Below are 24,280 nucleotides of genomic sequence, written 5' to 3' on the forward strand. Positions count from 1 at the left end.
ATCGCTTCTTAAAAGTTTGGTCGCTTCTAAGATACGCTACAACTCTACTTTTTAATCAAGCTATATCCCCTTCTTATATCCGTTGCAACAAAGTCGCTTTCAGGCATTATCTGCTGCCCGGAAAGGCGAAGCCGAGTGTAAGCATGAATACGGAGTTTCTGAAATTAGGGTGGCTTTCGTCTTTATAAAGTTTAGTAAAATCGCTGGTGTAGCGTACTCCTACACTTGCTCCCAATCCTGTAGCAGCTAAACCCAGCCCTGCCGCATAACCAAAAGCTCCTCTTTTAAAATTCTCTTTGGTATGGGTCGTCCCTACTGTTTCACCTCCTGCCTTTAACGAAAACTGCGGGCCAAATTCAAAGTATAAGGGGCCGGCACTAACTTTTGCAAGTAAAGGCACATCAATATAATTCACTTTCCATTCTTCTGTGTTTGCTTCATTCTCAGCTCCTTTCATAGAGTAAAGCACTTCGGGCTGTATGGAGAAGAAGTCTTCTACAACGGCAAAGTTGGCCGTAAGCCCGCCATGGAAGCCCCAGATCATATCCAGTTCATTGTCTTTCGCCCCTTCGCCGGCAAATCCGGAAAAGTTGGCACCCGCTCTTACCCCGATACTCACCTGAGCATGGGCGGCAATTGCTGTTGTAAGCATAACAGCTAATAACAGGAATGCTTTTTTCATAGTTTTTTTGTTTTAGGTTTATAAATATGCCACATACACTCCCGGGACGACCTTTTTTAGCCAGACCCGGGTTTAAACTTTTTACGACATCCTTTAGAAAAAGGCTAAAAAACAGACCGGGTACAGAGGCGCGCCAGGCGCAGCAATCAGGGCAAAAAAAGAGGGCGTCCTTTTCGGGCGCCCTCTTACTGGTTTTATTTTGTACTAATAGCTTTGAGGCATTATCTGCTGCCCGGGAACGCGAAGCCGAGTGTTAACATAAATACAGAGTTTCTAAAATTACCGTAAGTTATATCTTTATCATATAATTTTGATATATCTCCATTAAAGCGCACACCAATACTTGCCCCTATTGCTGTTGCAGCAACTCCAATACCTGCAGCGTAACCAAAACTAGTACGCTTCATGATGTCTTTGTTTGGATTTGCCACAGGTCCTGTTACTTCACCACCTGCCCGTATTGACAATTGAGGTCCAGCCTCAAAATATAGTGGGCCAGCATTTATTTTACCAAGTACAGGTATATCAATGTAATTTACTTTCCACTTATCAACATCAGTCTTGAGTTCCCCCCCCTTCATAGAATACAACACTTCAGGCTGTATTGAAAAGAAATCCTCAACAACAGCAAAGTTTGCCGTCAGACCACCATGGAAGCCCCAAATTCTATCATAATTTTCATTGGCACTGGTTCCATCGAATCCGGCATAGTTGGCGCCTGCTCTTACCCCGATACTCACCTGAGCATGGGCGGCAATTGCTGTTGTAAGCATAACAGCTAATAACAGGAATGCTTTTTTCATAGTTTTTTTGTTTTAGGTTTACGTATGGACAAACCGGCCTGACAGCCTCATTTGTTGCCAGGTTGCGATTTATGCCTATTACGCACCCCTTTAAAAAAAGTCTAAAAAAGCATGTTAATTTTAGGTAACCGGAAGTACAGCCACAAAGGCAAATAAAGGCCTTTGGCTACTTACAGGGCACAAATATACAGGCTACAGGTAGCAAAATTTTTGCTTACACAATACTGGCTTACACTACGTTACGCCAAAACCACTTTTTACCCGGCCCAGCCTTCCCGGTCGAGGCTGCGGTATTGAATGGCTTCTGCCAAATGTTCAATTTTTATTTCTTCGCTGCCGGCCAGGTCGGCTATCGTTCTGCTTACTTTCAGGATGCGGTCATAGGCCCGGGCAGAGAGCCCCAGGCGCTCCATGGCCGTCTTCAGGAGCGTGCTGCCAGCGTCGTTGATGCGGCAGATTTCCTTTACCATCTGGGAGGGCATCATGGCATTGGAATGAATTTCCTGGAAGTTTTTGAAACGCTCGCGCTGTACCTGGCGGGCCGCCACCACCCGCTCGCGTATCGTAATGCTGTCTTCCGACTTCCGGGTGGAGATCATCTCGTCAAACGAAACAGGCGTAACTTCCACGTGCAGGTCGATGCGGTCGAGCAGCGGACCACTCACTTTGTTCAGGTAACGCTGCACAATGCCCGGGCCGCACACACACTCCTTGTCCGGATGGTTATAATAGCCACAGGGGCAGGGGTTCATGCTGGCAATCAGCATGAAGTTCGCCGGGAAATCGATGCTGGATTTGGCTCGTGAAATAGTTACCCGCCGCTCTTCCAGCGGCTGGCGCATCACTTCCAGCACCGAGCGCTTAAACTCTGGCAGCTCATCCAGGAACAGCACCCCGTTATGCGCCAGCGAAATCTCGCCGGGCTGCGGCACACCGCCGCCGCCTACCAGCGCTACATCCGAAATGGTGTGGTGCGGCGAGCGGTAAGGCCTCGTGGACAACAGCGATGCCTCGGTACCCAGTTTTCCAGCCACCGAATGTATTTTGGTCGTTTCCAGTGCCTCGTGCATCGACAGGGACGGCAGGATAGACGGCAGGCGTTTGGCCAGCATGGTTTTGCCTGCCCCGGGTGGTCCGATCATGATCACGTTATGGCCGCCGGCAGCGGCTATTTCCAGTGCCCGCTTGATGTTCTCCTGCCCCTGCACATCGGCAAAGTCGGCGGCATACTGGTCTACGGCATTTTCAAAAATATCGCGGGTATTTATTACGAGTGGTTCAATGGTACGCTTGCCGTCCAGAAACTCTGCTGCTTCCTGTATTGTCGTTACGCCTATTACATCCAGGTTATTCACAATGGCGGCTTCGCGGGCATTTTGCTCAGGCAGAATAAAACCTTTAAAGCCCTCTTTGCGGGCCTGTATGGCGATGGGCAGCACACCCTTGATCGGGCGGAGCGAGCCATCCAGCGACAGCTCCCCCATAATCAGGTACTGCGACAGTTTATCGGCATTGAGCTGGCTTGAGGATGCGAGTATGCCCATGGCAATGGTCAGGTCGTAAGCAGAGCCTTCTTTCCGGATGTCGGCAGGGGCCATGTTCACGACTACTTTCTGGCGTGGCATGCGGTAGCCATAGTGCTTCAGCGCCGACTCTATCCGCAGTTCCCCTTCTTTAATGGCATTATCCGGCAAGCCAACTACAAAGTACTTAGCGCCTGCCGTTACATTCACCTCTACTGTTATCGTGTAGGCGTTTACTCCCTGCACTGCACTTCCAAATGTTTTAACCAGCATGTATGTGTGTCGTAAAAAAATATGATTATCCCGAGCCGGAACATACGGGCAACAAAATTAATTCCTGCACCCTTGCGCAGCAACCTAAAGTTTTTCCGGAGCATTCCGTACCTGCTGTTTTTGATGCACCTAACAGCAAGGCAGCAGCAGTTAACAACAGATTTATGCTTAAAATAACTACTCCTGCAAACAAAGTACAAATTCGCATGTAATTTGGCTATCTTTGCAGCGACTTTCCATTTGGATGTCCTGAGAGAGCATTTATTTCCTGGTTTATTTGCTCCGGAAAAAGTCACAAGTTTAAAATCCGCCCGGGCTGTTGCCCCCTGAATGGCAATACCGGCACCCTGACTACACCCGGAGCTACAATTATATATGAATACTTATTTTCGGATACTGCAGTACGCAAAGCCATACAGCCGCTTTGTGCCGCTGTATACTATATACACCGTTCTCGGCATTATTTTCGGGCTCTTTAACTTTGCCCTTATCATGCCGCTGCTCGATGTGCTGTTTGGCACTGTAGGCGCCGACGATGCCTCGCTGATGGTAGCCGAAAAACCTGCCTTCAGCTTCACCATTAATTTTGTAACCGGCTTTTTTAAATACTACTTCGGTCAGATTATTCTGCAGGAGGGACGGCAGGGGGCACTGGTATTCGTGTGTCTTATCCTGATTGTTTCCGTCTTTTTTGCCAACCTGTTCCGGTACCTGGCCTTCCGGGTAATAGGCTCGCTGCGGGCGCACGTGGTCCAGAAAATGCGCCATGCGGTGTACCAGCGCGTAACGGAGCTGCAGCTAGGCTACTTCTCCAACGAGCGCAAAGGCGACCTGATGACGCGCCTGACCGTGGACTTACAGGAGGTGGAAGGCTCGGTGGTGAATACACTGACGGTTGTAATCCGGGAACCTATTTCGATTATCGCTTTCTTTATTGTGCTCTTCTCGATGTCGGTAAAGCTCACGCTGTTTACGCTGCTGTTGCTGCCTATTTCGGGCGGTATAATAGCCGGCATTTCTAAACGGTTGAAGCGCAGTGCGCAGCAGGGGCAGGAGTCGCTGAGCTTTATCCTGACCATTATCGACGAAACGCTCAGCGGCATCCGGGTAATCAAAGCCTTTAATGCCGAGCCCTACATCCTCGACAAGTTCCAGGACCAGAACAACCGTTATGCTAACATACAGCGTTCCATTGCTTACAAGCGCGACCTGGCATCGCCATTGTCGGAGTTCCTGGGGGTAACAGTGGTGGCGGGACTGCTGTATTATGGCGGCATGCTTGTGCTCAACCAGCAGTCGGAGCTGGAGCCGAGCGAGTTTATAGCCTACATTGTGCTGTTCTCGCAGGTGCTGGTGCCGGCCAAGGCATTGTCCGCATCCTTCAGCAACATACAGCGGGGACTGGTGTCGGGCGAGCGGGTGCTGAAAGTGATTGATACGATGCCCGAAATAAAAAATAAACCGGGCGCTAAAACACTGCAGGCTTTTGAGCAAAGCATCGAGTTCCGGAATGTAAAATTTGGGTACGGCGAAAAAACAGTACTGCAGGATATCGACATTACCATTCCGAGAGGCAAAACCATCGCACTCGTAGGTCCGTCCGGCGGTGGCAAATCCACCCTTGCCGACCTGATCCCGCGCTTCTACGACCCTACCGCCGGAAAGATACTGATCGACGGGCAGGACATCCGGGAATATACCATCGAATCGGTGCGGGATAAAATGGGCGTGGTAACGCAGGAGTCAATCCTTTTTAACGATACCATCTTTAACAACATCGCCTTCAATAAAACAGACGCGACAGAGGAAGAGGTGATAGCAGCAGCCAGGATCGCCAACGCACACGAGTTCATTATGCATACACCCGACGGTTACCAGACCGTAATCGGCGACCGGGGCAGCAAACTATCCGGGGGACAGCGGCAGCGCCTGAGCATTGCCCGCGCCATCCTCAAAAACCCGCCTATCCTGATCCTCGACGAAGCCACTTCGGCCCTGGATACGGAGTCGGAGAAACTGGTGCAGGAGGCACTTACCAACCTGATGAAAAACCGAACCTCTATTGTAATAGCGCACCGCCTCAGTACCATACAACATGCCGATGAGATAATCGTGCTGCAGAAAGGGCGTGTGGTGGAGCGTGGCACGCACAGCGAACTGCAATACGCAGGCGGCCTGTATGCAAAGCTCACGCAAATGCAGCTCGCATAGTTGTTCGCTGCAACAGGCAAAAAGGCATAACTTAGTTTAATTCAGGGAGCTGGCGCCAGTTCTTCAGGAACAGCAAGCAATAACTACCGCATCCGGAACAGCGGCAAAACAGGCAAACAAGTAAAATTAATGATAACGACCATACTGGCAGAGCTCACACAAGCTCAGAAAACACTCGCAGCTTTTATTTCCGACACCAACAACATTGCAGCTGTGGAGCGGGCTGCAGTCGTTATGGCGGATGCTGTAAAAAAGGGCGGTAAGATATTATCCTGTGGCAATGGGGGCTCCATGTGCGATGCCATGCATTTTGCCGAAGAACTGACCGGCCGCTACCGCAACGAGCGCAAAGCGATACCCGCCATTGCCATTTCCGATGCCAGCCACCTGACCTGCGTGGGCAACGACTACGGCTACGACCACATCTTTGCACGCTACCTCGAAGCCCTGGGCAACACCGGCGATGTGCTGCTGGCCATCAGCACCAGCGGCAACTCCGGCAACATCCTGAAAGCGGCCGAAACAGCCCGCGCCAAAGGCATGAAGGTAGTAGGCTTAACAGGCAAAGACGGCGGCAAACTGGCCCCGCTATGCGATGTGGAGATACGCGTGCCCCACCTCGGCTACGCCGACCGCATCCAGGAAGTCCACATCAAAATCATCCACATCCTCATCCTGCTGCTCGAACAGCAACTGTTGGATTTAGAAAGATAGAGAGTTTGGGGGTTTGGGAGGTAGAGAGGTAGAGAGGTAGAGGTAGAAATTTTTGTAGGGGCTGAAGATTTTCAACTCATTCACGAACCACAGACAAACCTTAATTTACACACCCTAATCCTGTTCATCCACTAATCTGGTAAATCCTGGTTCAGACAAAAAAACTTCTTTCTGCTCCTGCCACCATAGTCACTGCTGCTTTGTCTGAACGGATTTTTTTGTCTGAACAAAATTAAGAAGATTTAAGGAATAACAGGATTGGATTTGTCTGTGGTTCGTACAGGAGACGCGGGCACCGCGTCTCTACAGCCATACCCCAACCTCTCTGCCTTTCCGTTACAGGGTTGAAAATCTTCAACCCCTACAAAATCACCACCTTTCTACCTTTCTACCTTTCTAACTCCCAAACTCTCTACCTTTCTACCTCCCAAACTCCTAAACTCTCTAACTCCTAAACTTTAAAACTCATGCAGGCGCTGCGGGATGTTCCAGCGGAAGGCAACAGAGGTAAAGGCTGTGTTTGAATCGTAGGCATTATTATTAGCATTGCTGCGGCGCAGGATCTGCTTCAGGTCGATAAACAGGTTATGCCGCAGCTGGTAGGTAGCCGTGAAGTCGAGAAACAGTTGATTGGTGGTGATGCCTTGTGCGATGTTATGGCCGAAGTCGGTGGGGCGCTCGGTATAGGGAAGCCGCACGTTGTTACCCCAGTTGATGGTATCGGCAGCGGATACCTGGTCCTGCCCGTAGCGGGTGGCAATGCCTTTGGCCACCAGGTTCAGGCGTGGCAGGGGCTGGTAACGGATGATTCCGATCAGCTCGTACAGGTTGGCACCGATGGGGTGCGCCAGCGGTTGGTTGTAGTGCTGGTAGTTCCGGAACTGGTCGAGGTGCTGGTAAGTGTAGGGCCGGATAATATTCACTTCGCCCTGCAAATCGAGGTTGGAGAGCCCGAAGGCATCGATGTATTTTGCCCCCAGCTGCCCGGCCTGCTTGTTTGCCCACCAGCCCGTTCCGGCTTTTACGCGATCCAGCAGAAACTCATCCAGCATCAGCTGCCCGTACAGCTGCACCCGGTTCCAGATATTCCAGCGGAAGTCTGCTCCCAGCAAAGCATTGTCTTCACTGCCGATCATTTGCTCCACGCTGCGGTAGAAGATGATGGGGTTGAGGTACTGCAATTCAAACTTGCCTTCGCCCCGGGCAAAAATAATCGACTCAAACACACCCACATTAAACGTTCGGGTTACATCCACGCCCAGCCGGTGAAAAGCCATGTACTTTTTGGGAAAGAGCAAATCGCCTCCAGCACGGTTAAACTCAGACGTCAGCTCCTGGAACAGGTTCATGTAGTGCAGCTTCCAGACACGCGTGTTCAGCTTCAGGAAAAAAGCCGGCGGCGCATAGTCGGAGTAGACAAGGGAGCGGTAGCCATCGCCGATAAAATGACGGTCGTGCCCCAGCTGTATCTCCACATGTTTAGAAAGCGAGTAGTTCAGGTAGCCCCTGGCGGTAAAGTAATCGTAGCCGTCGCCTTTAAAGCGTTTCCAGAAGCCTTCGTGCGGCACTGCATTGTCGCGCGCGATCCTGTCTACTACGTAACCCGGGTACTTTGCCTGGTTTTCGCCGATAAACGTGTAAAAGCCGAACTTGCCGTCTATGCTGCCTTCTACCTGCACGCCCCGGGTGTTTACATAGCGGGCGCCATCGGTCTGGTTATCCAGACCAAGCTCCAGGTGCAGTACGGGGTTTACGCGCAGGGTAAAATCTTCGCTCTCGTAGTGGTAGAGGTCGGTTTTATTGCGGTAAAAGTATTTCAGGATGGGTTTGTCGCTCTCGTTGTCTTCGGCAGTGGTGTAGTTCCAGTTGTCGTTCAGGAGATAGGCTGTGTTAAACTCATCAACTGCCGTTGTCGCGTTGGCGGCGCTTATTTCGGCCAGGGCAGCTACATCTTTGCGGCCATAGGGCCTGACGCTGGTTTGCAGTTGCGGTACTTCGCTGCCATACTTTATCTGGTAGCGGTCCACCAGGTGGTACGTATCGCGGTTGTAAGGCATGTACACATCCTGCGCCAGCAACGGCGCACTGCATAACACACAGCAGGACAAAGTAAATACTAGAAATTTCATAGAATAAAGGTATAGGAAAGTTTTACTTTCGAAGTCCGAATTTACTCTTTTGGCAAAATAATGTTCCGGAAAACCTGCTGAATCTCTACTTTAGCAGGAGAATAAACCTGCTTTACACCTTATGCTGCGCTACCTGCCCCATCACCAGATCGATTTTGATGCCTGGGATGCCTGTGTTGAGGCTTCTGAACAATATATCCTATATGCCTGTTCCTGGTACCTGAACACGGTATGCAAGCGTTGGGATGCGGTAGTAGAGGAACAGGAGGGTGTGTATGTGTCGGTTTTCCCGCTGCCGCTGGTCCGCAGATTATGGCAACTGCGTGTGCAGCAGCCTTTTTATACACAGCAACTGGGCCTGTTTACGACCAGCCGGAGCCGCTTCAGAGAGCTGCCCCCTTACCTGCAACTGATCCCGGCCAGGTACAAGCAGGTGCACCTTCAGCTCAATACAGCCAACACCAGCCTCGACCTGAGTACCATCACGGAGTACCAGAAGCAGGAACGGGTAAACTATCACCTTGATCTAAAGCCAGGTTACGAGCATATTTACCGCAACTACCTGCCCAAGCACCGTCCTAAAACAAAAAGATCGCCCAGGCTGGGGCTGGAGGTAAAGCAGCTATCGACTATTGAACCCCTGATCCGGCTTTTTAAAAGTACAAAAGGCAGAGAATTGCACGATGTAAAGCAGAAGCACTACATTTTACTCGCTCAGCTGTACAAGGAGCTGCAGCAGCGCCAGCGGGCAGAGCTGTTGCAGGTAGTAGATAGCACCGGTACATTGTATGCGGCTGCACTGCTCGTACACCAGCAGGATAAGATCATCTTCCTTTTCTCCTCCTCCTCTGCAGCAGGCAGGCGGGTGTATGCCATGGCCTTCCTGCTCGACAGCTGCATCCGGAAGTACGCCGGCAGCAACCGTATCCTGGATTTTGAGGGTAGCATGATTCCATCGGTCGCGAAATTTTACGCTAATTTTGGCGCTACGCCCGTACCCTACGTATCTTTAAAGAAACAAAACCGGCCCTGGTACCTCCCATGGAAAAACAGAACCTCCACATCCTGACAAGTCAGCCTTCTATTGCCAACCATTTTGTGGCAGAGCTGCGCGACATTCACGTGCAACGCGACAGCCTGCGCTTCCGCCGCAACCTGGAGCGCCTGGGCGAGCTGCTGGCATACGAGATATCTAAAACGCTTTCCTACAAAACTTCCACCATCGCCACACCCCTGGCTGACCGGGAAACGCTGCTGCTGACAGAACAACCGGTGCTGGCAACCATTCTTCGCGCAGGACTGCCGCTCTACCAGGGCATGCTCAACTACTTCGACAAGGCATACAGTACCTTTGTGGGGGCCTACCGGGTAGAGGAGCACCAGCAGCCTGATGTCCGGATTTGCCTGGAATACATGGCTTCTTCCAGCCTGGAGGGGAAAGTGTTGATTCTGGCCGACCCGATGCTGGCCACCGGGAAATCGCTGGTACGGTCGTACCGGGAAATGCTCTGCCGCGGTACGCCCAGCCAGGTATACATTGCGGCAGCTATTGCAGCGCCCGAAGGCATAGCTTATGTACAGGAACAGGTGCCGGAGGCAAGCATCTGGCTGGGCGACCTGGATGAGCGGTTAAACGAGAACTTTTACATTGTGCCAGGCCTTGGCGATGCAGGTGACCTGGCTTTTGGCCCCAAAATATAAGAATGCGCCCCTTCAATGCGTTTTAGTTTTTTTATATCACTATACTTATGTTAGTAAAATGACATTTTATTATATAAGTTTGCGCGTATAAACAAGAGTAGAGGCAGTGGGTCTGATATAATACAAAACTAAACAGCAAGGTTGTGATAGAGGAGATAATAAAATATTTGTCGGTATACATGGTGAGCATGGTGAAGTTTTTTGGAGGTCCTGTAACCGGTATTTCGCTGGGGCTGTCTTACTTCGAAACCGTTTTGCTTACAATTGCCGGCATGATGACGAGTGTGGTGGTGTTTTCTTTTGCAGGAAGAGCCGCAGCAGGCTGGTTATCAAGACGTCGTATTGCGCGGAATAAACCTGTGTTCAGCAAGAAAAACCGGAATATCGTGAAAGTCTGGTCTAAGTTCGGCATTAAAGGCATTGCTTTCCTGACGCCTTTGCTGCTGACGCCGATTATTGGTACCATTGTAGCGGCCCTGTTTGGTGCGCCGCGTAAAAACATTATTCTGAACATGCTCTGGAGTTCTGTTTTATGGAGCTTTGCCCTCACCTTTGTGGCATTTCAGTTCCGGCAGTTGTTTTCCGGCATGTTCTAAAAAATTTAAGGTGAAACAAAAAGAAAGCCCGGTGTCTCTCAAACACCGGGCTTTCTTTTTGTTAACGTTTCCCGCTTCCTTTCTTCTTCGTTTTCTGCCAGAACGATGCTTTAGGGTCGCGCCTGGTTTTGGTTGGTTTTGCTTTCGGAATAGCCTTTTTCTCATGGAAAGCCCCTTTGAAGTCCGGATTTTCGCGGCGCTTCTGCCGGTCTATCTCCATGGCAATTTCCTGTTGCTCCTCAAACGGTGTTTTAAACACCTCCACCGCCGGCGGCAGCGGCTGCTCAGGCAGCTGCATCCGTATCAGCTTCTCAATTTTGCGGATATGGTACATTTCGGCTTCGTTGGCAAAGGTAATAGAAGCGCCCTCGTTTTCGGCCCGGCCCGTGCGGCCAATGCGGTGCACGTAGTCTTCGTACACAAACGGCACATCAAAATTGATCACATGGCTCACCATGCTCACGTCAATACCACGAGCCGCCACATCGGTTGCTACCAAAAAACGCACTTCGCCTCCTTTAAAAGCTTCCATGGCATTGATGCGGGTGTTCTGGCCTTTGTTGCCGTGAATGGCCCGCACCTCGCCCAGCTCCTGGCGCTCCAGGAACTTGGCCACGCTCTCCGCATTACGCTTGCTCCGGGTAAAAATGATGACACGGTTAAACTCTTCGGCATCCTGCAGCAGGTACTCCAGCATGGCAATTTTGGTACGCAGGTTCGGCACCTGGTACAGCACCTGGCTTACGGTTTCCACGGGCGTGGCCTGTGGCGTTACCTCCACCCGCATCGGGAACTCCAGGAACTCCTCCGACAGCTGCACCACTTTTTCGGGCATGGTAGCCGAGAACAGCAGGTTCTGGCGCTTGCGCGGGATTACCTCCAGTATCTGGCGAATCTGCGGCATAAAACCCATGTCCATCATCTTGTCGGCCTCGTCGAGTATCAGCGTCTTCAGCTCCTTCAGTACCAGCTCCCCTTTCAGGTACAGCTCCATGAGGCGCTTGGGAGTGGCCACGATGATGTCTATGCCTTTGCTGATGGTTTCAATCTGCGTTTTCGGGCCGAGGCCGCCATAGATGCCGGTAAAGCGGAGGTCGGTGTATTTGCCCAGCAGGGCGATATTCTCTGTTATCTGCATCACCAGCTCGCGGGTGGGCGCCAGTATGATGGCCCGTGGATGCTGGCCCTGCGCATATTTCACCTTCAGGAGCAGCGGCAACAGGTAAGCTGCGGTTTTGCCGGTGCCGGTCTGGGCAATGCCCAGGATGTCGTGCCCCGCCATAATAAGCGGGATGGCCTGCTGCTGGATGGGCGTCGGCTTCTGGTAACCGGCTTCGGCAATGGCATTGAGCAGCTGCTTGTTCAGCTTAAAATCTTCGAACGTGCTTATTTCTTTTTCTGCTTCTTCGGCCATGGTTGTTTAAGTTAATGTACAAAGGTACGCTTTTTTACGGAAGGGGTACGGAAGGAGTGAGTGCAGGCAGCAGCAGTGGCAATGGTGGCAGGTGCAGAAAAGGAGCAGTGGCTGTGGTGGCAGGTGCAGCAAGGCTTTTAGAGCGCCTTTGCTACGAAAGCACTTCCGAAAGTATCGCCAGCGAATTTATTTCGCCCAGCCGCTCTACGTGCAACTGGTAATACCGGATCAGAATTGCCAGCAGCTCCCGCCGCACCTTGCCGCTGGGAATGCCCGGGTTATCGGGTTGGCGGAGCAGCTGATCGAAGTAAGCTTCGTGTGCCTGAATGGCCAGCACCGTTGGAGCTACTCCGGGCGCCTGCGCTTTGCTTGAAAAGGCTACCTGCTCTACCACTTCGGCACCCGTACTTGGTCCAAAGCCCAGGTGGTGGCTCAGCTGCAGCAAAAAGAACAGGTGAAAATTTTCGTAGCCCGTTTCCATTTCATCAAAAGTGATGATGGCATTGTAGAGGAAAGAAAACAGGGGCTGGTTTTCCTCTTCTTCCTTTACGGTTTTGGATACTATTTCCGATAAAAAAAGCAGGATGCTGCTCTTCCGGATATCGAACGGAATGGTTGAAAAAGGATGCCCGGAGCGGTATTCGGAAATACGGGAAAGGCCGCCTTTGTGGGAGCTGTATACCACCATATCGAGCAGCGTGAAAGGCTGGAACAGCGCTATGCGGGAGCTGCTGCCTTTCTTGCGCACGCTGTTTACGATGTACGACTGCACACCCAGCTGCTCGGTGTAGATCTTCGTGATGATGGAAGACTCCCGAAACTTGATGTAGTTCAGGACAATACCGCGTGTTTTTACCAGCATTTATTCCAGGATCGCAATTTTACTGATACAGCTCTGGGTCCCGTCCCGGTCTGCGCTCATCACCAGGTATACGCCTGCTTTTACGCGTTTCCCGTTATAGCTGCGGGCGTCCCAGGTTAGGGTGCCGCCGGTTGCCTGCGTTTTATAAACTAAGGTGCCTGCAATATCGGTAATCCGGACGCTGGCATTGTTGGGCAACCCCGAAATACCAATCAGACCGGAAAAATCGCTACGCACCGGGTTCGGGAAAACCGTGGCACAATCGGGAGTACCTTCTGTAACAGTAGCGCCTGCCCTGAAAGAGGCAATACCGGCATCGGTGGCAATAAACACCTCCCCCGACTGGTGCTCTACCGCCACCGACAGCACTTTATCGGAAGGCAGCGGGCTGTTTCTTGTCGTGAAATGATAAATCTGCTCATCCCCGTCCGGGCTGAAAAGCCAGAGCCCGTTATCGGTAGCCATCCATTTGCGGTTAGCACCGTCTACGGCAATAGAACGCACCCCCTGCCCGTCCAGCAATGGTCTTCTGTTGATAATGGGAATGTGTGCATCAAACGACTGTGCAGAAAAAACATCTCCCGGGTTAAAATAAACGGCTACCCCGTTGCCTGTTCCTATCCATATCTCCCCATTCAGGTCCTTTGCCATCGCGTAGATATCACCACTGGGCAATCCGCCGCTACCCTCCCCAATCGACAGATACCGCGATTGCATGGTTTCATCATCAAACACATACAAACCATTCTCTATCGTTTGGCGCCTGCTGATGGACAGCCACTTCTGGTCGTAGTCATCAATCAGTATCCTGTCCATTGCACTCCAGTCGACCCTGTTGGGTACTGCAAAAGACTGCCAGGTGTTATCTTTCCGGAGCACGTGCAGCCCGGGCCCGTTTGCTTTCTGGTTTCTGTTCACCACCCACACATTGCCTTCCGCATCCACAGCCAAATCGGTTATACGGATATACTGGGTTTTATCAGAACCATCCGGAACAGCTGTTAAAAGCGGGCTGTTCAGGCCGTTGTATAATGTATAGTTGCCCAGGCCACCCCACTCCAGTAAGCCGCTGCCGTAGCTGGCAAAGTACATTTTATCGGTTACAGGATTATACACTGCGCCAACGACATCATTTACGCCGGGGTAATCTGCTCTGTCAGGGTAAAGCGTGCTGTTGTAGTTCTGCCACGCGCTGTTGGCATAAACATAAAACCCATCATAACGGCCACGCTGTTCATAGAACTCATCATAACCACCGCTCAGGCCATAGACCCTGCCATTGGTGGCATACATCCTGAAACTGTTGTTGGAGAAAGGTCCGTTGGGCGTATAAACCACGGCATTAGCACCCGTTAACTCCAGCTTCACCAACCCCTGCAGGCCATCGGCCACCCATAACATGTTACCGGCGCCTGCAATCGCCTCGCGGGGCTGCTGCAGCAATGCATTTGTAACCAGCTCCGGCTGCCCGTTCTGGTTAAGCAGCAGCACCCCTGCAGGAGTAGCCGCTACCAGGTAGCTGCCGCCCGTCGTAAGGCTGACGATGCTGTTTACACTGTTTACCGGCACCTGCTGCCATACCTGACCACCTCTGGCGTATAATCCCTGCGCAGCTGTACCGGCATATACTTTACCATTGAAGGCCACCAGGGATGTAACTCTCGCCTGTGCAGGTATACCTGCATTTATATTTTTCCAGTTGTTAAAGTCCAGCAGGTTACTGCTGCCTGTATATTTTGCAGCCAGTATACCACGATCAGTAGCAATGTAGATGCTGTCGCCGAAGGTGGTGGTGGCCTGTGCATTTACCACCTGGCCCGCCGGCCCTAAGCTGCTGTAGGTATCTTTTATCTCCAGCTTTACCAGGTCCAGCACCACCACCCCAAAGCTGCAGGAAATATAAGCCAGCTTGTTATGGATGTAAATGTGGTTAACACTTTTTTCGCCTGTGATCGATTTCCGGAAGATGTCGCTTATGTTGATGATCCTGTTGCCGCGGAGCAGGTCGATGTTGGTGTTGGCATAACCGATGACAAGTGTGTTGGTAGCCTCATCGTAGCGGATGGCGTTGATGCGTTGTTCCTTCAGCCCATCTACCTTGGTAAGAGTTTCGGTGGTGTTAAATTCTTTATCGAAATAGAAAAGGCCCTGCTCGGTTGCACAGTATACCTTATCGCCGGCTTCGGCTACAGCTTTGCCCAGGCGGTACGGCACATGTACCTGCCAGTCGCCAATGCCCACCTTGCTCTGCCCAACTGCACAAAAGCTGCCAAACAGCAGGCATATACCTGCCATTAAGCCCAAAAAGTACCGCATCCGGTGAAATCTGTATCTGATTTTCATGTACAACATTTTGCTATCGTAAAAGCCTGCAACTACCTTCCTGTTCCTGCTGCTCTTCTGCCTGGCTTCTTATTCTGTAACAGAATTTATAAAAATAAATTTTATGATACAGAAAAAATATGGTTTTTGAGGCTTAGGATTGTTCTATCGGGAGGAACAGCCGGAATAAAACAGCTGAAACTGATACACTGTACCCCTTCCTGCCTTCTTTTCCGGAGAAGCTGGCCTTTATTCCTTTAAAAACCTGTTCTGCTCCTGCCACCACAGCCACTGCACCAGATGCTACTTCTTCCCCTTCATCCCCTCCAGGAAACAATGGCGACAGCGGGCTTCGTAGGAATCTGTTTCGCCCAGCAGCACCTGCTGTTCCGACACCGCATTGCGGAAGGAGTACGTGGCATTATCGCCGCACTGTACGCACACGGCATGCACTTTGGTAACATACTCTGCCACGGCCATCAGCGCAGGCATCGGCCCGAAGGGTTTGCCCCGGAAGTCCATATCCAGGCCGGCCGCAATTACACGCACCCCGCTGTTGGCCAGTTTCACACAAACTTCCGCCAGCCCTTCGTCAAAAAACTGTGCTTCGTCTATGCCTACCACATCGCAGCTGCCGCCCAACAACAGCATATCATTCGCAAAGTCGATGGGAGTGGAGCGGATTGCGGTGGCATTGTGCGACACGACATCCAGCTCGTGGTAGCGCTTATCGATAGCGGGTTTAAAAATCTCTACTTTCTGCTTTGCAATGCGGGCCCTGTTCAGCCGTCGTATCAGCTCTTCTGTTTTGCCGGAGAACATCGACCCGCAGATCACCTCAATCCAGCCCCTCCTGCTTGCGTGGTGCTTGTTACCAACGCGCGGTTCTACAAACATCTATAAAAACTAATCAGTATATTTTATGTGTGGCAGCTTTGTGTCTTCCGGCACCACCCCTGCCACCGGGCCGGTCAGGGTGCTCTGGCATGCCAGCCGTTCCTTTTTGTTTAGTTTGCCGTTTTCCTGGTACTTTGCTTCGACTGCCGACGGCGGGCCAACATGCTGCAGCCCTTCCCGCACCTCCAGCCTGCAGGTGGTACAGCGGCCTTTGCCCCCGCAGGCAAACATCCAGGCTATGCCAGCTTTTTGCAGTGCTTCCAGCAGCGTTTGCCCCGGCGCTACCTCCACCTGGCCTTCTGCCAGGTTTTGCACAATCAACTTTGGCATATTATTTATAACTTTACAAAAGAAAGAGAAACAAAATGGAAGACAAATATAATCAATTACAGCTAGAGCGTTACAGTAAAGACCTGGCAAATGTCCTTTGCGACCGTCATTTCGCATCGCACGACACCATAAATGGCCCACAACTGATCGGCTTTACGCCGGTTAAGCAGGTAAATCTTTTTATGATAAAGGAGCTGCTGTTTAAGTGGCATCATGAAATGGCCAACCTCCGGAGCCCTTACTTTGATTTTGAAAACGAGGAAGTGAAAGAGGCGCTTGTCAATTTCATGAACGTGCTGTCGCGCAAAATAAGCATGAAACGCAACAGCTTTGAGCCGCTGCTGCAAAAAGCCATTCACGACACATTCCTGCTGGTACTGGACCCGGTAGCCATCTTCGAGGACAAATTCCTGCGCATACAGGAAGAAATAACGCTGCCCAAGCTAAAGGAAAACCTGAAGTACATCGACCTGGACAAACAGCTTTTTGTGCGTTTCACCGATACGCTCTCGGCTTCCGGCAACGACCGCGACTATATCCTGAGCCGCTTCAGGTTGTTTATGAATGCAAACCAGAACAGCCGCACCTCCCTGGGCAGCCTGGCAGAGCAGTTTAACAAACTGCTTCCCATAAACGAAGAGCAGCTTGTAAACAAAACTGCTGCTGCTCCAGCCCCCGCAGCGGCACCTGTGGCAGCAAAACCTGCGCCTGCAGCCCCTGTAGCCGAAAAAGAGGTGGTGGCTCCTGTTCATAATGCCCAAAGAGAAGCGCCTGCACCGCCGCCGGCACCCAAACCCGCTCCGGCCCCTGAAGGCAGCCTGAACGAACGCTTCAGGGCATCCGAAAGGCCTACCTTAAACGAGAACTTCCGCAAAGGCGAAACCGCCACGCTGGCCGATGCGCACAGTAACCGCAAGATCGAGTCGCTAAAAAATTCTATCTCCATTAACCAGCGCTTCAGTTTTATTAACGAACTGTTCGACGGCGACAACCTGACCTATTACCAGGCCATAAAGCAACTCGATGAATACGACAACCCCAACGATGCCATCAACTACGTAAACCGTGACCTGGCCGGCAAATACGACTGGAGCAAGAAGCAGGAGCATGTACACAAGCTGCTGAAACTGATCGAGCGCAAGTTTGCTTAACCAGCAATAAACCACACAGCTGTTGATGGCGCCTCTGCCGGCAGGCATTAATTTTTTGAATCCTTTTTTACCGGATTACTTATAAACATTTTAACAGAGAGCACGGAGGTTGTTGCAAAAAATCAACCGAAATGTTAATTATGCGCTTTAATCATCACTTCGGCGGTTTCGGAACCAACGCTTTCCAACAGTCCTCCTTTACCAAAAAGTGAATTAACAGTGTCACAAAGCGTGCTTAAGCCCGTAATATTTACTTACTTAATTAACCTTATTATCTGCCATGAAAGACGATTTTGATTTTGATGACGATGTAGATTACAGCTTCGACGATGACGACGATGATGACGACTTCGGGATGACGTTTGAGGAGGACCTCTACCTGATGATTCGTGAAAAACTTCGTGACACCATCCAGGAGTTTAAAGGCAAGCATCCTGCCCTGCGCAAGCTGGAAACATCCGTGAGTAATTTCAAGGTGAATGCAAAAAATACCGACGATACCAAGTTTTATCCGTTGGCAGCCAAGCTCCTGTGCGAGCACATTAAGCCGTTAACCGAGGAGTCGGAGGAAGTCATGGAAATCTATGAAAATATGCAGGCTGATATAGCACGTTTCAAAAACCAGCGCGCCCATGGGCATGAAGGGGAATTCTACCTGTCGGAATAGTAACTAAAATTTATACTGCCAGCGCAAAAAGCCTTCTGTAAAAGAAGGCTTTTTGCATTTTAGCCGCCTCTTGTAGCTGATATTTGCTCAAAATCAGCCAGATAAACCAAAATATTCAGGCAACATATTAACCTGATACTTCTTTTTATAAATATAAATTATTAATTTGCTATGCAGTTTACTTTTTAAACATATATAAATAAGAAATTTATATATAAAATTTCACACTGGATGCAACCATTTGCTGACGCTGTGAATCATTGAAGAAGTAAAGAAACGTAAACCCGGAACTGTGTTACTGTCGCCGATACCACACCTGAAACTAAGCAAACTTAATCTCCTTTCGCTGGCGCCTGCCCATCGGATGCAGGATGGTGAGCAGTATATTATTCAGACGATGGATAAGAAACTGACGCTAACCAACTGCCGCGTGATTCTGAAGCACAGGTTCTGGGAGCTGCAGGGTTGCCAGTCTATCAAGCTGGAGGATATCACCAGATGGGAAGTAAAAACCACCGGGAAAGTGCTTTATTTCGGGCTGAGTCTGCTGGCGGCTTTTATGGTGTACTACAACGACTCCTTTGCCCTGTTCAGCGGTTTTTTCCTGATGCTCTATCTGTTAACGCGCCACCGCCGCATACATTTATTTTCGGAGAAAACCGTCATGGTGCTTCCGCTGGAAGTAGATGAGTCGCAAATGGGCAGCCTGATCGAACTGGTCCGGCAGGCAAAAAAAGCCCGGGTAGCGCAGCTCCGAAACGCCCGCTAAGCCCCCACAGCACCACCTTTGTTGGTACGCCTTGTACCTGTCTTTCTTTTTCCATTCCTTATTTTTTGCTGCACCTGCCACCACAGCCACTGCTCCCAGAAAATGGCTGTAATGTTGCATCTGCGTTTAGTACCTGCCTCCTACAGGTCTTTCGTTTAAGTTTAGCTTTGCCGGGAAGAGCGGCAGGTGGTCTGGCACTGCAGACACTGCTGTCGTATCTGTGAGCGATTCCATAAAAGCAACCAGGTCTTCTTTCTCCTGCTGCGTCAGGTTGAGTGGCGTATCAGGCAATGTTTGGTTGGGCACCTCCAACCCAATACCGGCCCCTCCGCCCAGGTTATAAAACTCCACCACTTCTTCCAGTCTTGCAAAAGCGCCGTTGTGCATATAGGGTGCGGTAAGGGCTGCATTCCGTACCGTGGGTGTTTTAAAGGAATGACGGAAAACAGCTGCCGGTATAATGCCGGCACGCCCGATGTCTGCATCCAGTTCGGCATGTGCAAAATCGGCAGCGGCAGGCACGCCCAGCACTTCCGATTCGCTTTCGGTAAAACGGGGCGGCACGGTGCCGTTGAAAACAGGCGCGAAATGACAGGTAGCGCAACCGGCTTTTCCCATGAACAGGTTAAAACCCCGTTTGGCCGGTGCGCTTAGCGCCTCTGTCTGCCCACGCATGTAGCGGTCGAAGGGGGAGTTGAGGGCGGTGAGGCTTTGCACGTAGGCCGCGATGGCTCTGTTGATGGTGTTCACGCTCAGGCTGCTGTTGGGCGCGTGCGCAAAGGCCTTCCGGAACAGTTTCCGGTAAGTTCTGCTTTGCGCCAGTTTCCGGACAACCTCTTCGTAGTTCCCGTGCAGCTCATCGGCGTTTGCCACTACATCCGGCACCTGGTCCTGCAGGTAACGGGCGCGTCCGTCCCAGAAGTAAGCGGTACTGTAAACAGCATTGAGCAAGGTAGGCGAGTTCCGTTTTACCGTTCCATTAAAATCAAATGCGACACTACGGGCACGACCATCAGCAAACGCTTTATCAGGCGCATGGCAGCTGGCACAGGAGCGCTCGTTATTTGCCGACAGCACCGGGTCGAAGAACAGGAGCTTGCCGAGTGCCACCAGTTCGGGCTGCTGCTCCTTCCGGTCCTGCTTGGCATAATACGCCGTCTGAAGAAAATCAGGGCTGAACAGGCTGGTGGCGCGGTCGTTTACGGGTTTGGCAACGGATGGCAGCTCATACGCCAGCACCTGTTGCATAGCTGTGAGCGAGGCGTAAGCCGGATCTGCCAGTTCTTTTATAAAGTACAGGCGGTCGAACGAATCGAAATCCGGGTGCTGCTGCAGGTAACGGATGACCTGCTCCAGCAACCGGGCTGCTTTTCCAGTCTGTTCTTTTGCCTTGCCGCCAGCTACTTTGTCATATTCTTTTACATTTGCCAGTACGGGTTGTAAAGCTGTCGCTGCATTTTCCAGGACATGCACAGTAGCGGGAGCATCAAAACCTGTAATGCCCATGGTCATGACGCGCAGCAGCTCTTCGCGCATACTCTCCAGCACCTGTTTATCGGTCAGCGGCTGCTTATATAAACTGTTGGCAAGCAGCGCTGTTTTTTCTTCGAACGTAATCGCCAGCACCACAGCTTCCTTTGCCATGCCCTGAGAAAAGCTTTCTGCAAACAGCAGTTCCTCCAGCACCTGCAATCCCTCGGGCTGAAAAGTCCCGAAGTTTGGCGTTGAAGACGAAAATGCCTGGTACTCGGCTTTCTCTACCACCACTTTGGGGATAGGCGCTCCATTGATGTGTTTTGCCAGCTCCGGGTCCAGGTACTCGACCAGGAACTCCACCTGCTTATACGCCTGCTTTACTTTTATAAAATCCTGCTGTGCCTGTGCAAGGGTTAGCTGCTCCTGTTCCAGCAACTGCAGCGTTTGCGTTAGCTGCCCCGCCTCCTGCTGCAGGTTTGCCACATCCTGCATAAATCGTTGCCTGACAGCACCTGCCACCTGCCCCGAAGTTTCGGTCTTTTTAAAGGAGCTTGTCGTTACGCCCAGAAACAGGCAAAGGCTCAGCAGCAACAGCGATTGCTTCAGATTTATTTTCCGGTTAAACAAACTGTTGAAAATCATAGGGAAAAACTTATGTAGGATTGCTGCAAAAGAAAGAAACAGCTGTTACCGTTTTTTTATGCCTGTGTTATCCAATGGTTAACAAATTACTGAGCCGCCCGCCCTCGCCTCCACTGTCCACGCTCAATTTGAGCTACTTAAATTCTGCTGCACCTGCCACCACAGCCTCTGCTGTTAGGTACAGAGAAAGTAGCCTTTACTTTTACATGATGCGATATAACAAAATCTTTATATAGCCACCCGATTGATAATAAACAGGTAAACCTGCGCTAATCTTAAAGTAAACCAGCCTTTGTTGTTTTGTGCATCAAACAAATCATTTAAAAAGCTTAAAAACTATGAGCAAAGTTTACAAAAGCCTGTTCGTTGCTGCAATGGTATCGGCAGGGGCTGTTAGTACTCAGAAAGCTGTTGCACAATCTCAGACTGCAGCCGGCAGCGGCCTGCCGGCTAAAAACATGATTGGCAGTTTTACTTCGGTAAGACCAACCGGCCAGACAGGCACTGTGGTAATTCCTGCTGAAACGCACACATTCCAGTTGCTCGCGAAATCAGGTACTACCGCTTACACAACAGGCGCTACCGGTATTATGCCAGGCAACAACGACTTTACAGCCTTTGTCGGCAAAAACGGCAGCAGCAAAGAAGGTTACCTGGCTATTAACCACGAAAACAACCCGGGTGGCGTTTCCATCCTGGACCTGCACCTGGACGAAGCCTCTAATCAATGGGTGGTAGACGCTGTCAGAAAGGTAGATTTCACGCCGCTGGTTAAAACTGACCGTAACTGCTCCGGCGGCATTACCCCCTGGGGAACGGTTATCACGACAGAAGAGTCCTACAACACCGGCGACGCCAACGGCGATGGTTACCAGGATGTGGGCTGGCAGGTAGAGATCGACCCGGTTTCCGGCAAGATAGTGGATTACGACGGAGACGGACAACCCGACAAACTGTGGGCACTGGGCCGCATGAACCACGAGAACATTGCTATTAGCCAGGACCGTGTTACCGTTTACCAAGCCGAAGACGGAGGCAGCAGCGGCGTGTACAAATTTATCGCTAACCAGCCAGGCAACCTGTCAGAAGGAACACTTTATGTACTGAAGCGCAGCAGCACTGATCCAACAACCGGTGAATGGGTGCAGGTACCAAACACCACGCAGGCAGATCGGAACAACACCAGAACCTTAGCTCCTGCCGTAGGCGGCACCAACTGGAGCAGCCCGGAAGATGTTGAATTTGGCCCGGACGGCAAGATGTACTTCACCTCCAAAGGCACCGGCACTATCTGGCGCTTTAAAGATGAAGGCATGACTGTTTCTGAAATAGAGGCATGGGTAACACGCCAGCAGTTCGAGGTAAACTACGGCGAAGGCACACAACTGGAAGACTGGGGAACCGGCATCGACAACCTGACCTTTGACGGCGAAGGCAACCTGTGGGCCCTGCAGGATGGCGGCCGCAACAACCTGTGGGTTGTTCGCCCCGACCACACCCCGGCAACTCCGCACCTCGACCTGTTCATGACCACGCCACGCGGCTCCGAATCTACGGGTCTTACTTTTTCGCCTGACTTTAAGTACGGTTTTGTATCCCTGCAACACCCCAGCGCAGCGAACACCACTGTCGTAACAGATGCCTCAGGACAGGATGTTATCTTCAATAACAGCGCTACCATCGTTTTTGCCCGCAAGCAGTTCCTGGGTAAACAATCCGAAACTACTGCGCAGGCACAGGCAGCAGCCCAAATGCTGGAAGTGTATCCGAACCCGTTCCAGACAAGCACCAAGGTAAAGGTAACGCTGCCGGCGCAGGCACCTGTGGTACTGGAGGTGCACGATATGCAGGGCAATGTTATTCAAACGTTGTTCAATGGAAGCATGCCTGCCGGCGCGCACACGTTTAATCTTAGTCCGGCAGCCGGAGCAGGCAACGCCATGTACCTGGTGCGCCTGCAGGTGAACAATCAGAAAGCAACTACCAGAATTTTACAAACAAACAAATAACAAGTTCATCAAGAGGGTTTTAAAAGGCTATGGCGCTGTGCCGTAGCCTTTTTCCTGTTTTAAATCAGAAGAAATTCACCATGAAACGGTTCATTATTATCGGTCTTTGGATCATCCTCCTGGGGCTGTTGCAGCAGGTTGCCGCGCAAGCAAGACTACTGACAGAGGCGGAACTTGCTGCAGCCAGCATATACGACAATGTAACGGAGGCCCTGCAGGAAAAGGAGCAGGTATACCGGCTGAATATCCGGCAACAGAACTACTACAGCTTTACACCAGACCTGTGCGAACTGGTAAACCTGCAGTTTATCAATGCCATGAAAAACAAGATCACCACGATTTCCCCAGAAGTAGCCAGGCTGCAACACCTGCAGGAAGTAACCTTCCGGGAGAACGAGCTGGTAGAACTGCCCGCTGCTTTTTATGAACTGAAGCACCTGCAGCAAATTGATTTCGGGCACAATCATTTTACAGAACTTAATGCCGGATTTGGTAAGCTGCGAAAGCTCCGGGTGTTGCAGCTCGACGAAAACAAAATCAGATCTGTTTCGCCCGCAGTAAAGCACATGAAGGGACTGCATGCCCTGAACCTGAACTATAACCACCTGGAAGTACTGCCCGCCGAAATCGGGAAACTAAAACACCTCCAAACACTGGCACTGAGTCACAACCATTTGCGCGAGCTACCTGCATCAATGGCAAACATGAAAGAACTCCAAACGCTGGCCTTAGACTTTAACCAGCTGACAGCCCTGCCGGAGCAAATGGGCAAACTGCCGTCTTTGCAGGCCCTGCTGCTGGGGCACAATCAGCTACGAACCATCCCCGAACAGCTGACAAAGCTAAGCTCGCTGCAGTTGCTGGACCTCAGCTCCAACCAGCTCACCACACTACCGGCCAACCTGCAACATTTAACAAGTTTACGCACGCTGCTGCTGGCCGGAAACAACTTCCCAGATGCAGAGAAAGAAAGAATCCGAAAGGCGCTTCCGCAGGCTTTTATACAGTTTTAAAAGTGAGCATCCCTTGCCTGTGCGGTTAGCTGCCCGTAAAATAAACCCCTGCCGCTTTCGTTCTTTCAGCACAAGCCCCTCCGCAGGCCTAAATAA

Annotated in this window: 20 protein-coding genes; 10 read left to right on the forward strand and 10 right to left on the reverse strand. The window is 51.1% G+C overall.

The annotated features are described in order from the left end of the window. Nucleotides 1-106: 106 nt before the first annotated feature. From DCW36_RS16600 to DCW36_RS16610, 3 genes are all read right to left on the reverse strand, one after another. Nucleotides 107-682: a porin family protein gene (locus DCW36_RS16600; RefSeq protein WP_114781925.1), complete on the reverse strand. Its 576-nt coding sequence runs from the start codon at nt 680-682 to the stop codon at nt 107-109. A gap of 221 nt (nt 683-903) precedes the next feature. After that, entirely contained in the window at nt 904-1,485 is a 582-nt protein-coding gene (locus DCW36_RS16605; protein WP_114781926.1) for a porin family protein, read from the reverse strand. Between the two features lie 257 nt (nt 1,486-1,742). Further along, nucleotides 1,743-3,281, reverse strand: coding sequence for a YifB family Mg chelatase-like AAA ATPase (locus tag DCW36_RS16610; protein WP_114781927.1), 1,539 nt, complete (start codon nt 3,279-3,281; stop codon nt 1,743-1,745). Between the two features lie 375 nt (nt 3,282-3,656). Here DCW36_RS16610 and DCW36_RS16615 point away from each other — a divergent pair, with 375 nt between their 5' ends. Together DCW36_RS16615 and lpcA are read left to right on the forward strand one after the other, a co-directional pair. Next, nucleotides 3,657-5,492: an ABC transporter ATP-binding protein gene (locus DCW36_RS16615; RefSeq protein WP_114781928.1), complete on the forward strand. Its 1,836-nt coding sequence runs from the start codon at nt 3,657-3,659 to the stop codon at nt 5,490-5,492. A gap of 129 nt (nt 5,493-5,621) precedes the next feature. Then, nucleotides 5,622-6,206 carry a D-sedoheptulose 7-phosphate isomerase gene (lpcA, locus tag DCW36_RS16620; RefSeq protein ID WP_114781929.1) on the forward strand — a complete coding sequence of 195 codons (585 nt, stop codon included), beginning with the start codon at nt 5,622-5,624 and terminating at the stop codon, nt 6,204-6,206. Nucleotides 6,207-6,664: 458 nt separating this feature from the next. Here the strand turns inward: lpcA and DCW36_RS16625 are convergent, their stop codons facing one another. Beyond that, the gene (locus tag DCW36_RS16625) at nt 6,665-8,335 is read right to left on the reverse strand and encodes a hypothetical protein (protein WP_114781930.1); all 1,671 of its coding nucleotides are present in this window, start codon (nt 8,333-8,335) and stop codon (nt 6,665-6,667) included. Nucleotides 8,336-8,456: 121 nt separating this feature from the next. Between DCW36_RS16625 and DCW36_RS16630 the strand changes: the two genes are divergently transcribed. The 3 genes from DCW36_RS16630 (at nt 8,457) to DCW36_RS16640 (ending at nt 10,632) form a co-directional block, all read left to right on the forward strand. Further along, on the forward strand, nt 8,457-9,404 hold the full coding sequence (locus DCW36_RS16630) for a GNAT family N-acetyltransferase (RefSeq protein WP_114781931.1): 948 nt from the start codon (nt 8,457-8,459) through the stop codon (nt 9,402-9,404). After that, nucleotides 9,377-10,036, forward strand: a complete 660-nt coding sequence (gene upp, locus DCW36_RS16635) for a uracil phosphoribosyltransferase (protein WP_114781932.1) — start codon at nt 9,377-9,379, stop codon at nt 10,034-10,036. Before DCW36_RS16630 ends, upp begins: the two co-directional genes overlap by 28 nt. Nucleotides 10,037-10,179: 143 nt before the next feature. After that, on the forward strand, nt 10,180-10,632 hold the full coding sequence (locus DCW36_RS16640) for a hypothetical protein (RefSeq protein ID WP_240676214.1): 453 nt from the start codon (nt 10,180-10,182) through the stop codon (nt 10,630-10,632). Nucleotides 10,633-10,693: 61 nt separating this feature from the next. On the opposite strand, the gene DCW36_RS16645 is transcribed toward DCW36_RS16640, so the two are convergent. The 5 genes from DCW36_RS16645 to DCW36_RS16665 all read right to left on the reverse strand — a co-directional run bounded on the left by DCW36_RS16645 (nt 10,694) and on the right by DCW36_RS16665 (nt 16,457). After that, the gene (locus tag DCW36_RS16645) at nt 10,694-12,046 is read right to left on the reverse strand and encodes a DEAD/DEAH box helicase (RefSeq protein ID WP_114781933.1); all 1,353 of its coding nucleotides are present in this window, start codon (nt 12,044-12,046) and stop codon (nt 10,694-10,696) included. A gap of 151 nt (nt 12,047-12,197) precedes the next feature. Further along, entirely contained in the window at nt 12,198-12,908 is a 711-nt protein-coding gene (gene recO, locus DCW36_RS16650) for a DNA repair protein RecO (protein WP_114781934.1), read from the reverse strand. After that, nucleotides 12,909-15,251 carry a type IX secretion system anionic LPS delivery protein PorZ gene (porZ, locus tag DCW36_RS16655; RefSeq protein WP_164891165.1) on the reverse strand — a complete coding sequence of 781 codons (2,343 nt, stop codon included), beginning with the start codon at nt 15,249-15,251 and terminating at the stop codon, nt 12,909-12,911. Between the two features lie 282 nt (nt 15,252-15,533). Further along, nucleotides 15,534-16,127, reverse strand: a complete 594-nt coding sequence (locus DCW36_RS16660) for a thymidine kinase (protein WP_114781936.1) — start codon at nt 16,125-16,127, stop codon at nt 15,534-15,536. 9 nt (nt 16,128-16,136) lie between these two features. After that, complete coding sequence (locus DCW36_RS16665; RefSeq protein ID WP_114781937.1) at nt 16,137-16,457, reverse strand: 2Fe-2S iron-sulfur cluster-binding protein; 321 nt, start codon at nt 16,455-16,457, stop codon at nt 16,137-16,139. A gap of 35 nt (nt 16,458-16,492) precedes the next feature. Here DCW36_RS16665 and DCW36_RS16670 point away from each other — a divergent pair, with 35 nt between their 5' ends. The 3 genes from DCW36_RS16670 to DCW36_RS16680 all read left to right on the forward strand — a co-directional run bounded on the left by DCW36_RS16670 (nt 16,493) and on the right by DCW36_RS16680 (nt 19,044). Continuing rightward, on the forward strand, nt 16,493-17,608 hold the full coding sequence (locus tag DCW36_RS16670) for a hypothetical protein (protein ID WP_128396989.1): 1,116 nt from the start codon (nt 16,493-16,495) through the stop codon (nt 17,606-17,608). Between the two features lie 280 nt (nt 17,609-17,888). Then, complete coding sequence (locus tag DCW36_RS16675) at nt 17,889-18,275, forward strand: hypothetical protein (RefSeq protein ID WP_114781939.1); 387 nt, start codon at nt 17,889-17,891, stop codon at nt 18,273-18,275. A gap of 292 nt (nt 18,276-18,567) precedes the next feature. Then, entirely contained in the window at nt 18,568-19,044 is a 477-nt protein-coding gene (locus DCW36_RS16680) for a hypothetical protein (protein ID WP_240676215.1), read from the forward strand. 126 nt (nt 19,045-19,170) lie between these two features. On the opposite strand, the gene DCW36_RS16685 is transcribed toward DCW36_RS16680, so the two are convergent. Next, on the reverse strand, nt 19,171-21,162 hold the full coding sequence (locus DCW36_RS16685; RefSeq protein WP_114781941.1) for a cytochrome-c peroxidase: 1,992 nt from the start codon (nt 21,160-21,162) through the stop codon (nt 19,171-19,173). A 338-nt stretch (nt 21,163-21,500) separates the two neighbouring features. Between DCW36_RS16685 and DCW36_RS16690 the strand changes: the two genes are divergently transcribed. Further along, the gene (locus DCW36_RS16690) at nt 21,501-23,171 is read left to right on the forward strand and encodes an alkaline phosphatase PhoX (protein WP_114781942.1); all 1,671 of its coding nucleotides are present in this window, start codon (nt 21,501-21,503) and stop codon (nt 23,169-23,171) included. Between the two features lie 80 nt (nt 23,172-23,251). Further along, a complete protein-coding gene (locus DCW36_RS16695; protein ID WP_164891166.1) occupies nt 23,252-24,184 on the forward strand; it encodes a leucine-rich repeat domain-containing protein in 933 nt (310 codons plus the stop codon). Nucleotides 24,185-24,280 lie beyond the last annotated feature (96 nt).

It is taken from the genome of Botryobacter ruber, from assembly GCF_003347595.2.
GTDB lineage: Bacteria > Bacteroidota > Bacteroidia > Cytophagales > Hymenobacteraceae > Pontibacter > Pontibacter ruber_A.

What these genes read in the sequence shown, in the direction of transcription:
- DCW36_RS16600 (WP_114781925.1), bottom strand. Translation starts at nt 682, where the DNA reads ATGAAAAAAGCATTCCTGTTATTAGCTGTTATGCTTACAACAGCAATT.
- DCW36_RS16605 (WP_114781926.1), bottom strand. Translation starts at nt 1,485, where the DNA reads ATGAAAAAAGCATTCCTGTTATTAGCTGTTATGCTTACAACAGCAATT.
- DCW36_RS16610 (WP_114781927.1), bottom strand. Translation starts at nt 3,281, where the DNA reads ATGCTGGTTAAAACATTTGGAAGTGCAGTGCAGGGAGTAAACGCCTAC.
- DCW36_RS16615 (WP_114781928.1), top strand. Translation starts at nt 3,657, where the DNA reads ATGAATACTTATTTTCGGATACTGCAGTACGCAAAGCCATACAGCCGC.
- lpcA (WP_114781929.1), top strand. Translation starts at nt 5,622, where the DNA reads ATGATAACGACCATACTGGCAGAGCTCACACAAGCTCAGAAAACACTC.
- DCW36_RS16625 (WP_114781930.1), bottom strand. Translation starts at nt 8,335, where the DNA reads ATGAAATTTCTAGTATTTACTTTGTCCTGCTGTGTGTTATGCAGTGCG.
- DCW36_RS16630 (WP_114781931.1), top strand. Translation starts at nt 8,457, where the DNA reads ATGCTGCGCTACCTGCCCCATCACCAGATCGATTTTGATGCCTGGGAT.
- upp (WP_114781932.1), top strand. Translation starts at nt 9,377, where the DNA reads ATGGAAAAACAGAACCTCCACATCCTGACAAGTCAGCCTTCTATTGCC.
- DCW36_RS16645 (WP_114781933.1), bottom strand. Translation starts at nt 12,046, where the DNA reads ATGGCCGAAGAAGCAGAAAAAGAAATAAGCACGTTCGAAGATTTTAAG.
- recO (WP_114781934.1), bottom strand. Translation starts at nt 12,908, where the DNA reads ATGCTGGTAAAAACACGCGGTATTGTCCTGAACTACATCAAGTTTCGG.
- porZ (WP_164891165.1), bottom strand. Translation starts at nt 15,251, where the DNA reads ATGAAAATCAGATACAGATTTCACCGGATGCGGTACTTTTTGGGCTTA.
- DCW36_RS16660 (WP_114781936.1), bottom strand. Translation starts at nt 16,127, where the DNA reads ATGTTTGTAGAACCGCGCGTTGGTAACAAGCACCACGCAAGCAGGAGG.
- DCW36_RS16665 (WP_114781937.1), bottom strand. Translation starts at nt 16,457, where the DNA reads ATGCCAAAGTTGATTGTGCAAAACCTGGCAGAAGGCCAGGTGGAGGTA.
- DCW36_RS16670 (WP_128396989.1), top strand. Translation starts at nt 16,493, where the DNA reads ATGGAAGACAAATATAATCAATTACAGCTAGAGCGTTACAGTAAAGAC.
- DCW36_RS16675 (WP_114781939.1), top strand. Translation starts at nt 17,889, where the DNA reads ATGAAAGACGATTTTGATTTTGATGACGATGTAGATTACAGCTTCGAC.
- DCW36_RS16685 (WP_114781941.1), bottom strand. Translation starts at nt 21,162, where the DNA reads ATGATTTTCAACAGTTTGTTTAACCGGAAAATAAATCTGAAGCAATCG.
- DCW36_RS16690 (WP_114781942.1), top strand. Translation starts at nt 21,501, where the DNA reads ATGAGCAAAGTTTACAAAAGCCTGTTCGTTGCTGCAATGGTATCGGCA.
- DCW36_RS16695 (WP_164891166.1), top strand. Translation starts at nt 23,252, where the DNA reads ATGAAACGGTTCATTATTATCGGTCTTTGGATCATCCTCCTGGGGCTG.